Source organism: Pseudomonas gebzensis (assembly GCF_034427815.1).
Lineage (GTDB): Bacteria > Pseudomonadota > Gammaproteobacteria > Pseudomonadales > Pseudomonadaceae > Aquipseudomonas.
The window spans coordinates 44,118-59,743 of sequence record NZ_JAXQNS010000007.1; the positions used below are offsets into that span (position 1 = coordinate 44,118).

Annotated in this window: 13 protein-coding genes; 8 read left to right on the top strand and 5 right to left on the bottom strand. The window is 63.5% G+C overall.

Annotated features, from left to right (window positions below; all coding sequences use genetic code 11):
• Positions 1-48 precede the first annotated feature (48 nt).
• From SJI00_RS14480 to SJI00_RS14490, 3 genes are all read left to right on the top strand, one after another.
• Positions 49-1,467 (top strand): FAD-dependent oxidoreductase, encoded by a 1,419-nt coding sequence (locus tag SJI00_RS14480; RefSeq protein ID WP_322462402.1) that lies wholly within the window; start codon positions 49-51, stop codon positions 1,465-1,467.
• 352 nt (positions 1,468-1,819) lie between these two features.
• Positions 1,820-2,884, top strand: coding sequence for a uroporphyrinogen decarboxylase (gene hemE / locus SJI00_RS14485; protein WP_322462403.1), 1,065 nt, complete (start codon positions 1,820-1,822; stop codon positions 2,882-2,884).
• 216 nt (positions 2,885-3,100) lie between these two features.
• Complete coding sequence (locus SJI00_RS14490; RefSeq protein WP_322462404.1) at positions 3,101-3,625, top strand: cytochrome b; 525 nt, start codon at positions 3,101-3,103, stop codon at positions 3,623-3,625.
• 3 nt (positions 3,626-3,628) lie between these two features.
• Here SJI00_RS14490 and SJI00_RS14495 read toward each other — a convergent pair whose 3' ends face one another.
• Positions 3,629-4,879: an MFS transporter gene (locus tag SJI00_RS14495; RefSeq protein ID WP_416221045.1), complete on the bottom strand. Its 1,251-nt coding sequence runs from the start codon at positions 4,877-4,879 to the stop codon at positions 3,629-3,631.
• Between the two features lie 126 nt (positions 4,880-5,005).
• On the opposite strand from SJI00_RS14495, the gene SJI00_RS14500 reads away from it, so the two are divergent.
• Positions 5,006-5,902, top strand: a complete 897-nt coding sequence (locus tag SJI00_RS14500; RefSeq protein ID WP_322462405.1) for a LysR family transcriptional regulator — start codon at positions 5,006-5,008, stop codon at positions 5,900-5,902.
• A gap of 84 nt (positions 5,903-5,986) precedes the next feature.
• Here SJI00_RS14500 and SJI00_RS14505 read toward each other — a convergent pair whose 3' ends face one another.
• A complete protein-coding gene (locus SJI00_RS14505) occupies positions 5,987-7,378 on the bottom strand; it encodes an L-cystine transporter (protein ID WP_322462406.1) in 1,392 nt (463 codons plus the stop codon).
• A 246-nt stretch (positions 7,379-7,624) separates the two neighbouring features.
• Between SJI00_RS14505 and SJI00_RS14510 the strand changes: the two genes are divergently transcribed.
• Positions 7,625-8,680 carry an HAD family hydrolase gene (locus SJI00_RS14510; protein ID WP_416221046.1) on the top strand — a complete coding sequence of 352 codons (1,056 nt, stop codon included), beginning with the start codon at positions 7,625-7,627 and terminating at the stop codon, positions 8,678-8,680.
• Between the two features lie 118 nt (positions 8,681-8,798).
• Here SJI00_RS14510 and ilvD read toward each other — a convergent pair whose 3' ends face one another.
• Complete coding sequence (gene ilvD, locus SJI00_RS14515) at positions 8,799-10,640, bottom strand: dihydroxy-acid dehydratase (RefSeq protein ID WP_322462407.1); 1,842 nt, start codon at positions 10,638-10,640, stop codon at positions 8,799-8,801.
• A gap of 510 nt (positions 10,641-11,150) precedes the next feature.
• Here ilvD and mgtE point away from each other — a divergent pair.
• On the top strand, positions 11,151-12,206 hold the full coding sequence (gene mgtE / locus SJI00_RS14520; protein ID WP_322462408.1) for a magnesium transporter: 1,056 nt from the start codon (positions 11,151-11,153) through the stop codon (positions 12,204-12,206).
• Positions 12,207-12,270: 64 nt separating this feature from the next.
• Here mgtE and SJI00_RS14525 read toward each other — a convergent pair whose 3' ends face one another.
• Positions 12,271-13,467 (bottom strand): class I SAM-dependent rRNA methyltransferase, encoded by a 1,197-nt coding sequence (locus SJI00_RS14525; RefSeq protein WP_322462409.1) that lies wholly within the window; start codon positions 13,465-13,467, stop codon positions 12,271-12,273.
• A 214-nt stretch (positions 13,468-13,681) separates the two neighbouring features.
• On the opposite strand from SJI00_RS14525, the gene SJI00_RS14530 reads away from it, so the two are divergent.
• Both SJI00_RS14530 and mutM read left to right on the top strand, forming a co-directional pair.
• Entirely contained in the window at positions 13,682-14,500 is an 819-nt protein-coding gene (locus tag SJI00_RS14530; protein ID WP_322462635.1) for an HDOD domain-containing protein, read from the top strand.
• Positions 14,501-14,503: 3 nt separating this feature from the next.
• Positions 14,504-15,316 (top strand): bifunctional DNA-formamidopyrimidine glycosylase/DNA-(apurinic or apyrimidinic site) lyase, encoded by an 813-nt coding sequence (mutM, locus tag SJI00_RS14535; RefSeq protein WP_322462410.1) that lies wholly within the window; start codon positions 14,504-14,506, stop codon positions 15,314-15,316.
• 30 nt (positions 15,317-15,346) lie between these two features.
• Here the strand turns inward: mutM and SJI00_RS14540 are convergent, their stop codons facing one another.
• Positions 15,347-15,598 carry a YfhL family 4Fe-4S dicluster ferredoxin gene (locus SJI00_RS14540; RefSeq protein WP_322462411.1) on the bottom strand — a complete coding sequence of 84 codons (252 nt, stop codon included), beginning with the start codon at positions 15,596-15,598 and terminating at the stop codon, positions 15,347-15,349.
• Between the last annotated feature and the right edge of the window lie 28 nt (positions 15,599-15,626).

Below are 15,626 nucleotides of genomic sequence, written 5' to 3' on the forward strand. Positions count from 1 at the left end.
TGCAGTGTGCAGCCCAAGCGTGCACCTGCTGTGAAGAGGTTTTGAAACATGGCTGAACGTCTGAGTAACGACTTCCAGTTCATCGAAGTAGGGCGCAAAGACCCGAAGAAAAAGCTGCTGCGCCAGCGCAAGAAAGAGTTCGTGGAAATCTACGAGCCCTTCAAACCGCAGCAATCGGTCGAGCAGGCCCACCGCTGCCTGGGGTGCGGCAACCCGTACTGCGAATGGAAGTGCCCGGTGCACAACTTCATCCCCAACTGGTTGAAGCTGGTATCCGAAGGCAACATCCTCGCCGCTGCCGAGCTGTCTCACCAGACCAACACCCTGCCAGAGGTGTGCGGCCGGGTGTGCCCGCAAGATCGCCTGTGCGAAGGCGCCTGTACGCTGAACGACGGCTTCGGCGCGGTGACCATCGGTTCGGTCGAGAAGTACATTACCGACACCGCCTTCGCCATGGGCTGGCGTCCGGACATGTCCGGCGTCAAACCGACCGGCAAGCGTGTCGCGATCATCGGTGCGGGCCCTGCGGGCCTGGGCTGCGCCGACGTGCTGGTGCGTGCCGGGGTAACCCCGGTGGTGTTCGACAAGAACCCGGAGATTGGCGGCCTGCTGACCTTCGGCATTCCTGAGTTCAAGCTGGAAAAGACCGTTCTGAGCCATCGCCGCGAAGTCTTCACCGGCATGGGCATCGAGTTCCGCCTCAACACCGAGGTAGGCCGCGACGTCACCGTGGAGCAGCTGCTGGCCGAGTACGACGCCGTGTTCATGGGCATGGGCACCTACACCTACATGAAGGGCGGCTTCCCCGGTGAAGACCTGCCGGGTGTGCACGACGCGCTGGATTTTCTCGTCGCCAACGTCAACCGCAACCTCGGTTTCGAGAAGTGCGCCGAAGATTTCATCGACATGCAGGGCAAGACTGTTGTGGTGCTCGGCGGCGGTGATACCGCGATGGACTGCAACCGCACCTCGATTCGTCAGGGTGCTGGCAGCGTGACCTGCGCCTACCGTCGCGACGAGGCGAACATGCCTGGCTCGCGCAAGGAGGTGAAGAACGCCAAGGAAGAAGGGGTCAAGTTCCTCTATAACCGCCAGCCGATCGCGATCGTGGGGGAAGACAAGGTCGAGGGCGTCAAGGTGGTCGAGACCCGTCTGGGTGAGCCCGACGCGCGTGGCCGCCGCAGCCCGGAACCGATTCCTGGCTCTGAACAGATCCTGCCGGCCGATGCCGTGGTCATCGCCTTCGGCTTCCGCCCGAGCCCTGCGCCATGGTTCGAGCAGTTCGACATTCGTACCGACAGCCAGGGCCGCGTAGTGGCCCCTGAAGCCGGTCGCTTCAAGCACCAGACCAGCAACCCGAAGATCTTCGCCGGTGGCGACATGGTGCGTGGGTCGGACCTGGTGGTGACAGCGATCTTCGAGGGGCGTACGGCAGCGGAAGGGATTCTGGATTACCTGGAGGTCTGACGAGGCGCATGGTGGCGGCTGGACGAGGTGGGCTGCGCAGCCGACCCAAGACTGCAGCCTCCATGCCCCTACTGTTTCGCGGCGCCTGGATCGGGCCGGCGCAGACGGCCCTCCTCAGACGCTGCGCAATCAGTGATAAAACGTGAGCTGCAGCCTTTGCGCCAACCGCGCCGCATCCTTACCGGTCGATGCGCTCAACTGCCCCTGGACCCTGGATAACCCCCCCAGCGTCCGCTCGTAATCTCCTCCCCGCCTTGACCCAAAGCACCCAGCAGACGAATCGCCCCGTCTGAGCCGTGCCTTTTGCGTCCGTGTCTGAGAAAATGCCCGCACTTTTTTGCCGGATGCCGACATGACTGCCTTGAAGAACGATCGTTTCCTGCGCGCACTGCTCAAGCAACCCGTGGATGTCACCCCTGTCTGGATGATGCGCCAGGCCGGTCGCTACCTGCCGGAATACCGCGCCAGCCGTGCCAAGGCGGGTGATTTCATGAGCCTGTGCATGAACCCGCAGTTTGCCTGCGAGGTGACCCTGCAGCCGCTGGAGCGCTATCCGCTCGACGCCGCGATCCTGTTCTCCGACATCCTCACCATCCCCGATGCCATGGGCCTTGGCCTGTACTTCGAGACCGGCGAAGGTCCACGCTTCAAGAAAGTCGTGCGTACCTTGGCCGACATCGAGGCGCTGCCGGTGCCCGACCCGCAGAAAGACCTGGGTTATGTGATGGACGCGGTGAGCACCATCCGCCGCGAACTGAACGGACGCGTGCCGCTGATCGGTTTTTCCGGCAGCCCCTGGACGTTGGCGACCTACATGGTCGAAGGCGGCTCCTCGAAGGATTTTCGCAAGATCAAGGCCATGGCCTACGACACCCCTGAAGCGCTGCACCTGCTGCTCGACAAGCTGGCGCAGTCGGTCACGTCTTACCTGAACGGGCAGATCCTGGCTGGTGCGCAGGCGGTGCAGATCTTCGACACCTGGGGCGGCAACCTGTCGTCTGCGGCGTATCAGGAGTTCTCCCTGGCCTACATGCGCAAGATCGTCAGCGGCCTGATCCGTGAGCACGACGGGCGCAAGGTGCCGGTGATCCTGTTCACCAAGAACGGCGGGCTGTGGCTGGAAAGCATCGCTGATGCGGGCGCTGATGCCTTGGGCCTGGACTGGACCTGCGACCTTGGCGAAGCGCGTCAGCGGGTCGGCAGCAAAGTCGCCCTGCAAGGCAACATGGACCCGACCGTGCTGTACGCCAACCCGGCGGCGATTCGCAAGGAAGTGGCGCGTATTCTGGCCAGCTACGGCCACGGTAACGGGCACGTGTTCAACCTTGGCCACGGCATCACTCCCGAGGTCGATCCGGCGCACGCCGGCGTGTTCATCGAAGCGGTACACGAACTGTCGGCGCAGTACCACGGCTGAAGCCCAGTCCCCCGTGCGTTTTGCCAGCCTGCAACGGGCTGGCAAGTGGCTCCTGTCAGTTGAAGACCAATCCGTTTCACAGAGCCGCCTTTTCCTACGGCACATTCCGATCGCTACTCATAAGCTTGCGCGCCTTTGATCCACTGCGCCGTTTGCCGGACTGGCAGCCTCACACGCTGTAGCCCGGACAACGCGCGTCGTCTATGAGGCGCTACCGTGAGCGAACATTGCAAAGTCGACCGTTATGGCTGGGAACAGGTGCTGCTGCACTGGGCGTCAGCACTGGTCATCATCTGGGTGTTGATCAGCGGCTTCTACGTCGCCTATGCCGAGGTCGAGGCGCCGACGCGCGCTTGGGTGGGCTGGGTGAACGTCTCGCTGTCTACCGTCTACATCCCGGTGTTCGTGCTGCGTTGTCTGGTGCGGGTGCTCAAGCCAGCGCCAGCCAGCATCGACCGACGAGCGCTGGGCCATCTGGCAGCCTGCATCGCTCATCAAGCGCTCTACTGGCTGACAGCGCTGGTACTGCTTTCAGGCGTGCTGATGATGGAGCGTGCCATCGACGTCTTCGGATGGTGGCAGATCCCAGCGCCCCTGGCTGACGTCACTTGGCAAGGGCGCTGGTTCACGCTGCACATCGCCAGCTGTGTTGGGCTGGCGGTCGTCGTGCTGGTGCACGTTGCGGCCGTGTGCGTGCACCAGCTCAGCGGCCAGCGGATCTTGCGGCGCATGTGGCTGTAACGTTCAGCCCTTGGGCGGGAGGCGGCTCAGGTGCACGGCGATGCCCAGCGCGAGGGCCAGCAGGCTGCCGATGAACAGGCCGATGCCATTCCAGCCGCCCAGGTGCCAGAACACACCGCCCGCTGTCCCGGCGACACTCGACCCTGCGTAGTAGCTGAACAGGTACAGCGACGATGCCTGGCCTTTGGCGGTCAGCGCCCGCCGGCCGATCCAACTGCTGGCCACCGAGTGCGCGCCAAAAAAGCCGAAGGTGAACACCAGCATGCCGATGATGATCAGGCTCAGCGGCGCAGCCATGGTCAGCGCCATACCCGCCGCCATGACCACGATGCTGGCCCAGAACACCTTGCGCCGACCCAGCTTGTCAGCCAGGGCGCCGACCTGCGCAGAGCTGTAGATGCCTGAGAGGTAGACCACCGACAACACGCCGACCAGCGCCTGGTTCAGGTGATACGGCCCTGCCAGCAGGCGGTAGCCGATGTAGTTGAACAGGGTGACGAACGCGCCCATCAGCAAAAACGCTTCAAGGAACAACCACGGCAGGCCTGCATCCTTGAAGTGCAGCACGAAGCCATCGAGCAAGCGGCGCGGGCGCAGGGACTGAGGCCGGAAGTTGCGCGATTCGGGCAGTACCTTCCAGAACACCACAGCGGCTGCCAGGGCTAGCGCGCCCATCACCAGCAATGCCGTGTGCCAGCTGACGAAGTCGATCAGGACACCGCTGATCAGGCGCCCGCTCATGCCGCCAATGGCGTTACCGCCGATGTACAGGCCCATGGCCAGGCCGATGTGCTGTGGCGCGATTTCTTCGCTCAGGTAGGTCATGGCCACTGCCGCCAGGCCGCTGAGCGACAGGCCCACCAGCGCCCGGGTCGCCAGCAGGGTTTCCCAGGTCGGCATGACGGCGCTGGCCAAGGTGGCCAGCGCGGCGCAGAGCAGGGCAGCGACCATCACCGGTTTGCGCCCGATGCGGTCGGAAATGGGGCCCGTGATCAGCAGCCCGACGGCCAGCGTTGCCGTGGAGACCGACAACACCAGGCTGCTCTGCGCCGCATTGATGACGAAGTCATGAGACAGCAGCGGCATCATCGGTTGTACGCAGTACAACAGGGCGAAGGTGGCAAAGCCGCCACTGAACAGCGCCAGCACGGTTTTCATGAAAGCTGGCGTGCCTTTCTCGATCCAGAGCGATGGCCCGGGCGCGGCGTGGGCGGTGGAGGGGCGGGTGGCAAGCGGAGCGACGGCGGATTTCACGAAACTGAACCTCGGACGGCATGGGCCGGTGGTGCGGTACGAAAAATCATATAGCTGGCTAATGATTACTTCCAATATATTGTTCGACCTATTTAAGAGCTTTCACGACTCAATAAGAGGCCGCCCATGGAGCTGCGTCACCTGCGTTATTTCATCGCCGTGGCCGAAGAGCTGCATTTTGGCCGCGCCGCCCAGCAACTTGGCATTTCCCAGCCACCGCTGAGCCAGCAGATCCAGGCGCTGGAACAGCAACTGGGCGCACGCCTGTTCGAGCGCACCAACCGACGGGTCGAGCTGAGTGAGGCGGGGCGCTTGTTTCTCGACGAGGCGCGGCAAGTGCTGGCCCAGGTCGAAAAGGCCGCCGACGTGGCGCGCCGCGCACAGCTGGGCGAGCTGGGCGAAATGAAGATCGGCTTTACCTCATCAGCGCCTTTCACCTCGAAGATTCCCAAGGCGCTGCATGCGTTTCGCCAGCGCTTTCCGGCCGTGCACCTGAACCTCAAGGAACTGAGCAGCCGCGATGTGGCGGCGGGGGTGTTCGATGAGTCCATCGAGGTCGGGCTGATGCGGCCGATGCCCTTGCCGGACGGGCTGGTCGCCACCGAACTGCTGCGCGAGCCGCTGGTGGCGGTGATCAACGCTTCGCATCGGTTGGCCGAGGGCAGCGAAACGGGCTTGTACATGGCCCAACTGGCCGACGAGCCGTTCGTGTTCTTCCCACGCAGTTATGGCAGCGGCCTGCATGCGCAATTGCTGAGCCTGGCGCGCACGGCCGGATTCAGCCCGCATTTCGCCCAGGAAGCCGGGGAGGCAATGACCATCATTGGCCTGGTCTCGGCGGGGCTTGGGGTGTCGGTGCTGCCGGCCTCGTTCCAGCGCATGCGCATCGAGGGCGTGGTGTACCGCACCCTGCTGGACGAGGATGCGGTGACTGCGGTGTGGCTGGTGCAGCGCCAGCAGGGCGGGTCGGCGATGGCCAAGGCCTTTGCCGAGTTGCTGCAGGAGGGCTTGGGCGCGCCGTGAGGCGCGCCCTCTGGGTTGCATCGGACGCGCGCCCAGGCGGGCGTCAGGTCGGAGCGCACACGCCCTCCGGCGCGCCTCGGTGGCTCAGATGTGCGTGAGCTCAGCCCGCTCTTCGCTGGCCAGCACCTGCGCATCGGTCTGCTTGAGCAGTTGGCTGGTGACCATACCCGCTGTCATCGAACCATTCACGTTCAGCGCGGTGCGGCCCATGTCGATCAGCGGCTCGACGGAAATCAGCAGCGCCACCAGTTCGACCGGCAGGCCCATGGCGGGCAGCACAATCAGTGCGGCGAAAGTGGCACCGCCACCCACCCCGGCCACGCCGACCGAACTCAAGGTGACGATGGCCACCAAGGTGGCGATCCACAGCGGATCGAACGGGTCGATGCCCACCGTCGGCGCGACCATCACCGCCAGCATGGCCGGGTACAAACCCGCGCAACCGTTCTGGCCGATGGTGGTGCCGAACGATGCACTGAAGCTGGCGATCGACTGCGGCACACCCAGGCGCAAGGTTTGCGCTTCGATGTTGAGCGGAATGCTGGCCGCGCTGGAGCGGCTGGTGAAGGCGAAGGTCAGCACCGGCCAGACCTTGCGCAAAAAGCGCAGCGGGCTCACGCCCGTGGCGGCCAGGATCAGGCCGTGCACCACGAACATCAGACCCAGGCCCAGGTACGAGACCACCACAAAGCTACCCAGCTTGAGTATGTCTTCCAGGTTGGAGCTGGCAACGACCTTGGCCATCAACGCCAGTACGCCATACGGCGTCAGCTTCATGACCAGGCGCACCAAGCGCATGACCCAGGCCTGCAAGGTCTCGATGGCCGACAGCACGCGGGTGCCTTTCTCGGCATCATCCTTCATCAGTTGCAGCGCAGCCATGCCGAGGAACACCGCGAAGATCACCACGCTGATGATCGAGGTCGGCTTGGCCCGGGCCAGGTCGCCCACCGGGTTGCTGGGGATGAACGAAAGCAGCAGTTGCGGCACGTTGAGGTCCGCGACCTTGCCGACGTAGTCGGCATGGATGGCCTGCAGCCGCGCGCTTTCCTGCACGCCCGCGATCAAGCCTTCGGCGCTGAGGCCGAACAGGTTGGTCAGCAGGATGCCGATCAGCGCGGCGATGGCCGTGGTGATCAGCAGCGTGCCGATGCTCAGCACGCTGATGCGCCCGAGGGACGAGGCATTGTGCAGGCGACCGACGGCGCTGAGAATCGAGGCGAAGATCAACGGCATGACGATCATCTGCAACAGACCAACATAGCCATTACCGACCAGGTCGAGCCAGGTGATGGTCTGCTTCAGCACCGGATGGCCAGCGCCATACAACGTGTGCAGCACCAACCCGAACAGCACGCCGAGCACCAGGCCCAGCAGCACCTTCTTCGCCAGGCTCCAGTCTGTGCGCCGGGTTTGCGCCAGGCCCAGCAGCAGGGCGAGGAACGCCAGGAGGTTGAGAGACAGCGGAAGATTCATTGAGGCTCCAGTTCGAGCAAGACGTGGGCAGCGCTGCAGTGAGCGCAGGCAATCGGAAATGCTAACAGGCTGAAAACAAAGGAATTTATACCTAAATGTTATTTCGTTAGGCGTTTTCGGAATAATGAAGGCTGTGACGCGGGCACCGACGGAACCGTTCAACCCTTCCGCCCGATGGCAAGGTGAGCTCACGCTCGTCACACAATCGGGCTAGTCTTTAGTGCCCACATCTTTGGAGAGCCCACAATGTCCGCTTCGAAATGTCTGATGGGCGGTTTTGCCCTGCTGTTCAGCGCCAGTGGCTGGGCGGCCACCGAACTCAAGCACTGGCCTGTCGAGGCTGCCAAGCAGCTCGACACGATGATCGCCGCCAATGCCCATCAGGGTAATTACGCGGTGTTCGACATGGACAACACCAGCTACCGCTACGACCTCGAAGAAGCCCTGCTGCCGTTCATGGAAAACAAGGGCCTGCTGACCCGCGACACACTCGACCCCTCGCTCAAGCCGATCCCCTTCAAAGACACCGCCGAACACCAGGAAAGCCTGTTCAGCTATTACTACCGCTTATGCGAAATCGACGACATGGTCTGCTACCCGTGGGTGGCGCAGGTGTTCTCGGGCTTCACGCTCAAAGAGCTGAAAGTCCAGGTCGATGAGCTGATGGCGTCTGGCAAACCGATTCCGGCCACCTATTTCGAGGGGGATCAGGTCAAGTCCATGGACGTGCAGCCGCCGAAAGTCTTCGCCGGCCAGGCTGAGCTGTACAACAAGCTGATGGAGAACGGCATCGAGGTCTACGTGGTCTCGGCTGCAAGCGAGGAGCTGGTGCGCATGGTCGCGTCAGACCCGCAATACGGCTACAACGTCAAACCCCAGAATGTCATCGGCGTCAGCCTGCTGCTCAAGGATCGCGCCACTGGCAGCCTGACCACCGCGCGCAAGCAGATCAGCGCCGGTCACTACGAGCCCAAGGCCAACGAAAACCTGGAACTGACCCCGTACCTGTGGACTCCGGCCACCTGGATGGCGGGCAAGCAGGCGGCCATTCTCACCTACATCGATGAGTGGAAGCGGCCCGTGTTGGTGGGTGGCGACACGCCGACCAGTGATGGCTACATGCAGTTTCACGGGGTGGATGTCAGCAAAGGCGGTATCCACCTGTGGATAAACCGCAAGGCCAAGTACCTGGATCAGCTCAACGGCATGATCGCCAAGAACGCCGCAGCTCAAGCCAAGGAAGGGCTGTCGGTGACGGCAGACAAGAACTGGGTGATCGTGACGCCGGAGGAGATCCAGTAACCCCACCGGCTGCAACTCAGCCTGCCGGTCAGCCGCGATGGGCCGCAAAGCGGCCCCGATCATTTGGTTGAGCGGCATGACGCAGCAAGCGTCGGTTTTCGTTCATGTCCGCCGAGCCTTACAGCCCTTCGAGCATGGCCTTGTTGCGCACCGCGCCCTTGTCGGCGCTGGTCGCCAGCAGGGCGTAAGCCTTGAGGGCGGTGGTGACTTTACGCGGGCGCACTTCGACCGGTTTCCAGCCTTGCTTGTCTTGTTCGATACGCCGGTGCGACAGCTCTTCGTCGCTGACCAGCAGGTTGATCGAACGGTTGGGGATGTCGATCAGCACCTTGTCGCCGTCGCGTACCAGACCAATCGCGCCGCCGGCAGCGGCTTCTGGCGAAGCGTGGCCGATGGACAGCCCCGAGGTGCCGCCCGAGAAGCGACCGTCGGTGAGCAGGGCGCAGGCCTTGCCCAGGCCTTTGGACTTCAGGTACGAGGTGGGGTAGAGCATTTCCTGCATGCCCGGGCCGCCTTTCGGGCCTTCGTAGCGGATGATCACGATGTCGCCCGCCTGCACTTCATCGGCGAGGATGCCGCGCACAGCGCTGTCCTGGCTTTCGAAGATCTTCGCGTTGCCTTCGAACACGTGGATCGACTCGTCCACACCGGCGGTTTTCACCACGCAGCCGTCCATTGCGATATTGCCGTACAGCACGGCCAGGCCCCCTTCCTGCGAGTACGCGTGCTCGAAACTGCGGATGCAGCCGTTCTCACGGTCGTCGTCGAGGGTCTCCCAGCGGGTCGACTGGCTGAACGCGGTCTGCGTCGGGATACCGCCAGGGCCTGCCTTGAAGAAGGTGTGCACGGCTTCGTCATCGGTCTGGGTGATGTCCCACTTGGCGATGGCTTGTTCCATGCTGGGGCTGTGCACGGTGGGCAGGTCGGTGTGCAGCAGGCCGCCACGGGCCAGCGAGCCGAGGATGCTGAAGATGCCGCCGGCGCGGTGCACGTCTTCCATGTGGTACTTCTGGATGTTCGGCGCCACCTTGCACAGCTGCGGCACAGTGCGCGAGAGGCGATCGATGTCGCGCAGGTCGAATTCGACTTCGCCTTCCTGCGCCGCGGCCAGCAGATGCAGGATGGTGTTGGTCGAACCGCCCATGGCGATGTCGAGCATCATGGCGTTCTCGAACGCCTTGAAGTTGGCGATAGTGCGCGGCAGCACCGATTCGTCGTTCTCGCCGTAGTAACGCTTGCACAGCTCGACGATGGTGCGGCCAGCCTGGAGGAACAGCTGCTCGCGGTCGGCGTGGGTGGCCAGGGTCGAACCGTTGCCCGGCAGGGCCAGGCCCAGGGCTTCGGTCAGGCAGTTCATCGAGTTGGCGGTGAACATGCCCGAGCAGGAACCACAGGTCGGGCAGGCGCTGCGCTCGTATTCGGCGACTTTTTCGTCGGAGGCCGACGAGTCAGCGGCGATGACCATGGCATCGACCAGGTCCAGACCGTGGCTGGCCAGCTTGGTTTTGCCCGCTTCCATCGGCCCACCGGACACGAAGATCACCGGGATGTTCAGGCGCAGTGCAGCCATGAGCATGCCGGGGGTGATCTTGTCGCAGTTGGAGATGCAGACGATGGCGTCGGCGCAGTGCGCGTTGACCATGTATTCCACCGCATCGGCAATGATTTCGCGGCTTGGCAGCGAATAGAGCATGCCGTCGTGGCCCATGGCGATGCCGTCGTCGACCGCAATGGTGTTGAATTCCTTGGCTACGCCACCGGCGCGTTCGATTTCGCGGGCCACCAGCTGGCCCAGGTCCTTCAGGTGCACGTGCCCCGGGACGAACTGGGTGAACGAGTTGGCGATGGCGATGATCGGCTTCTTGAAGTCGTCGTCTTTCATGCCGGTGGCGCGCCACAAGGCACGGGCGCCGGCCATGTTGCGGCCGTGGGTGGAAGTCTTGGAACGATAATCAGGCATGAAGCACTCCTGGCGGCTTGATCAGATCACGAAAAGGGGAAGTGAGCTTCTCTTGTCCATTGCGCCGAAAGCCGGTTGCCGTTGGCACGGATGAGGTCGACGACAGCACGGGATCACCGCGTGCTCGACCAGAGCTCATAAACCCGCCGGGGGATGACTGGCGATGAATAGGGCCGATTCTACACCGCCGGGGCAGGGAAGGAATGGCGAGTTGGATGTCCGGCCGCTGTCGGTTTGCGGCGTCCTGAGCCGGACATTGATCGAACGGCGTGTAAGACGCTTCCGAAAATTCAAGGATTGGCGAGTCCAGTGCTGACTTCGGCCATGCCCCTCCCTATGATTGCCGCGCCGCATGTGCGGCTCGACGAGAAACACTTCAATGGACCTTCCCAGTTTCAGTTCCCTCGGAATCTGTCATCTGGCACTGAGCGCGCCGTCGCCAGGGCTGCCGCCGGCTTGAGCCCTACAGGGTGAGGTCCGCAGGTGCCTGGACGGCGCCTGGAGACTCTCATGCACCACGATTTTCACGCTACCCCTTCCCCAGACGATCTGCGTCAGGCTGCCCAGGCCCGCCGCGATCAGTTCCTGCAACTCGGCCACTACCGCGAAGGCACCGCCGGTGCGCTCATGACCAGCCAGTATTCGAGCCTCGATGATGGCCTGCACGCCAGCCAAGCCATCGACATGCTGCGCCACGAGGCGGCCGATGCCGAAACCATCTATCAATCCTACGTTCTGGATAGCGCGCGCAATCTGCTCGGCACGGTTTCTCTGCGCGAGTTGATCCTGGCACTGCCGGACTGCCCGGTAGACCGGCTCATGACGCGCAAGGTGCTCAGCGTGGGTGTTTCTACCCCGCAGGAGGACGTGGCACGATTGATTCGCGCGCACGACCTGCTGGCCGTACCGGTCATCGACGATGCCGGACGCCTAGTGGGCATCATCACCTGCGACGAGGCGATGGACGTGGTGGTCGATGCCGCCACCGAGGATTTCCACAAGGGCGCATCGATCACCACCCACATCGGCAACCTGAAAAACGCCACCCTCGGTCTGCTCTACCGCAAGCGTGTGCTGTGGCTGGTGCTACTGGTCTTCGGCAACCTGTTCTCCGGTGCCGGGATCGCGGCATTTGAAGACACCATCGCGGCCCACATTGCGTTGGTGTTCTTCCTGCCGCTGCTGGTCGACAGCGGCGGCAACGCGGGTGCCCAGTCCGCAACCTTGATGGTCCGGGGCCTGGCGACGGGCGAAGTGGTATTGCGCGACTGGCTGCAGTTGCTCAAGCGTGAATGCGGGGTTGCCTTGGCATTGGGAGGCACCATGGCCATCGCGGTCGCCGGCCTCGGCCTGGTGCGCGGCGGTGCGGATATTGCGTTGATCGTTGCCAGCAGCATGGTGCTGATCGTGCTGATGGGTAGCCTGATCGGCATGAGCTTGCCGTTCATGCTCAGCCGACTCAAGCTCGACCCTGCCACCGCGAGCGGACCGCTGGTCACCTCGATCGCCGATGCGGTAGGGGTATTGGTGTACTTCGGTATTGCGTCGCATGTCTTGCAGATCTGAGAGCACCTTGGCGACAGCGACCACGTTTAGGGTGGTCGCACGCTGGGCCCGCGCATGACGCGCTTCAGCTGTTGGGCAACAACCGGCAGGTGATGCTCTTGATGTAGCGCGTTTCCGGGATTGCCGGGTGCACCGGGTGGTCCGGGCCCTGGCCGCCGCGTTCGAGCAGTTGCAGGTTGCGGTCCAGGTGACGGGCGCTGGTCAGCAGGATGCCGTTGAGGTCGTCTTCGGGCAGGTGCATCGAGCACGAAGCGCTGACCAGAATGCCGTCCTTGTTCAGCAGGCGCATGGCTTGCTCGTTGAGGCGGCGGTACGCACCTTCGCCGTTTTTCAGGTCTTTCTTGCGCTTGATGAAGGCGGGCGGGTCGGCAATGATCACGTCGAAGCGCTCTTCAGCGGCCTTGAGCTCCTTGAGCGCCTCGAACACGTCGCCTTCGATGCAGGTCATCTTCTCGCCGATACCGTTCAGCGCGGCGTTGCGTTCCACGCCGTCCAGGGCAAAGCTCGAGGCGTCGACGCAGAACACTTCACTGGCGCCGAACACACCGGCCTGCACACCCCAGCCGCCGATATAGCTGAACAGGTCGAGCACGCGCTTGCCGCCCACATACGGCGCCAGGCGCGCGCGGTTCATGCGGTGGTCGTAGAACCAGCCGGTCTTCTGCCCGTCACGCACCGGCGCTTCGAACTGCACGCCGTTTTCTTCCAGCGCCACCCAATCCGGCACTTCGCCATAGACGGTATCGACATAACGCTCGAGGCCTTCGGCGTCACGGGCGGCGGAGTCGTTCTTGAACAGGATGCCGCTGGGTTTGAGCACCTGCACCAGGGCAGCGATCACTTCGTCCTTGTGCGCTTCCATGGTCGCCGAGGCCAGCTGCACCACCAGGATGTCGAAGAAGCGATCCACGACCAGGCCTGGCAGCAGGTCGGAGTCGCCGTAGACCAGGCGGTAGCACGGTTTGTCGAACAGCCGCTCGCGCAGCGACAGGGCCACGTTGAGGCGGTGCACCAGCAGGGACTTGTCCAGCATCAGCTTGGCATCGCGCGACAGCAGGCGGGCGCAGATGAGGTTGTTCGGGCTCACGGCCACCACGCCCAGGGGCTTGCCGCTGGCGGTTTCGAGGATGGCTTGCTGGCCGGCGCTCAGGCCTTGCAGCGGGGTGGCGGCGACGTCGATCTCGTTGCTGTAGACCCACAGGTGACCGGCGCGCAGGCGGCGGTCGGCGTTGGCTTTGAGGCGAAGGCTGGGCAGGGACATGACGTCGCTCCGGGGAAAAAAGAGCGGGAGTATAGCGTGTCGGCCACGCCCGGTCGTGCCCGAGCGCCGGCCCGTGACAAATGGTTCATCCAGCGCAGTTCCCGCTCAACGATTGCCTGTCCTGCAGGTAGAATCGGCGCATCTTTCCGAGTACGTACACATGGCCCCCGAACTGACCCCCGAGCAGATACAGCAAGCCTTGCAAGGCATCAGCATTCCCCCGCAACCGCAGATCCTCGTCGACCTGCAGTTCGAGCAATACATGCCCGACCCGGACCTGGGCACCATTGCCCGCTTGATCGCCCAGGACCCAGGCCTCTCCGGCGCGCTGCTCAAACTGGTCAACTCGCCGCAGTTTGGCCTGAGCAACAAGATCGGCTCGATCCAGAAGGCGGTGAACCTGCTGGGCAGCCGTTCGATCATCAACCTGATCAACGCTCAGTCGATCAAGGGTGAGATGAGCGATGAAACCATCGTTACACTCAACCGCTTCTGGGACACCGCCCAGGATGTGGCCAACACCTGCCTGACGCTGGCCAAGCGCACCGGGATCCAGGCGGCCGATGAAGCCTACGCGCTCGGGCTGTTTCACGACTGTGGCGTGCCGCTGATGCTCAAGCGCTTCCCCAACTACATGGACGTGCTGGAGGAGGCCTACGCGCAGGCCAACGAAGGCTGGCGCGTGGTGGACACGGAAAACCGGGCGCTCAACACCAACCATTCGGTGGTCGGCTATTACACCGCCCGCTCGTGGCGTTTGCCGGAGCACCTGATCATGGCCATCGCCAACCACCACAACGCCTTGGCCGTGTTCAGCGATGAGTCCTCGCACAATGCCCATCCGCAGTTGAAGAATCTGCTGGCCATACTCAAGATGGCCGAGCATATCTGCGCCTCCTACCGGGTGCTGGGCAGCCAGAGCGTCGACCATGAGTGGAACGCCATCGCGCCGTTGGTGCTGGACTACATCGGGCTGTCGGAATACGACTTCGACAGCCTCAAACAGAACATCCGAGAATCGAGCGGGCACTGATCCATGCCGGAACTGCCAGAAGTCGAAACTACCCGCCGCGGGATCGCGCCTTTCCTCGAAGGCCAGCGCGTCAACCGTGTGATCGTGCGCAACAGCCGCCTGCGTTGGCCAATCCCCGAAGACCTCGACGTACGCCTGTCGGGGCAACGCATCGTCAGCGTGCAACGGCGCGCCAAATACCTGCTGATCAACGCCGAGGTGGGCACGCTGATCAGCCACCTGGGCATGTCGGGCAACTTGCGGCTGGTCGAGGGGGGCTCGCCGGTGGGCAAGCACGAGCATGTCGATATCGAGCTGGAGTCGGGCCTGGTGCTGCGCTACACCGACCCGCGGCGCTTCGGGGCGATGCTCTGGAGCCTCGACCCGCTCAACCACGAACTGCTGCTGCGCCTGGGCCCCGAGCCGCTGACCGAGCTGTTCGATGGTGAGCGCTTGTTCCAGCTGTCACGCGGGCGCTCGATGGCGGTCAAGCCGTTCATCATGGACAACGCGGTGGTGGTGGGGGTGGGCAACATCTATGCGAGCGAGGCGCTGTTCGCGGCTGGCATCGATCCGCGGCGCGAGGCCGGCGGGATTTCCCGGGCGCGGTATCAGCGCTTGTCGAGCGAGATCAAACGCATTCTGGCGGCGGCTATCGAGCGCGGCGGCACCACGTTACGCGATTTCATCGGCGGCGACGGTCAGCCGGGGTACTTCCAGCAGGAGCTGTTCGTCTACGGACGCGGCGGGGAGCTGTGCAAGGTCTGCGGCACGACCTTGCGCGAGGTCAAGCTGGGCCAGCGGGCGAGCGTGTACTGCCTGCGCTGCCAGCGTTGAGCCGGGCGGCCTGGGCGCTGCAGGAGCGGCTCAAGCCTTGCCGGTGATCTGGCGGTACTTGGCCATCAGCTGTTCTTCGGTTTCCGGGCGGGCTTCATCCAGCGGGATGCAGTCAACCGGGCAGACCTGCTGGCACTGCGGTTCGTCGTAATGGCCTACGCACTGGGTGCACAGGTTGGGGTCGATCACGTAGATCTCTTCGCCTTGAGAGATCGCTGCGTTCGGGCACTCGGGTTCGCAGACGTCGCAGTTGATGCAATCGTCGGTGATGATCAGGGACATGGGGACTCCGGCCGGGGCATCGCGCCTG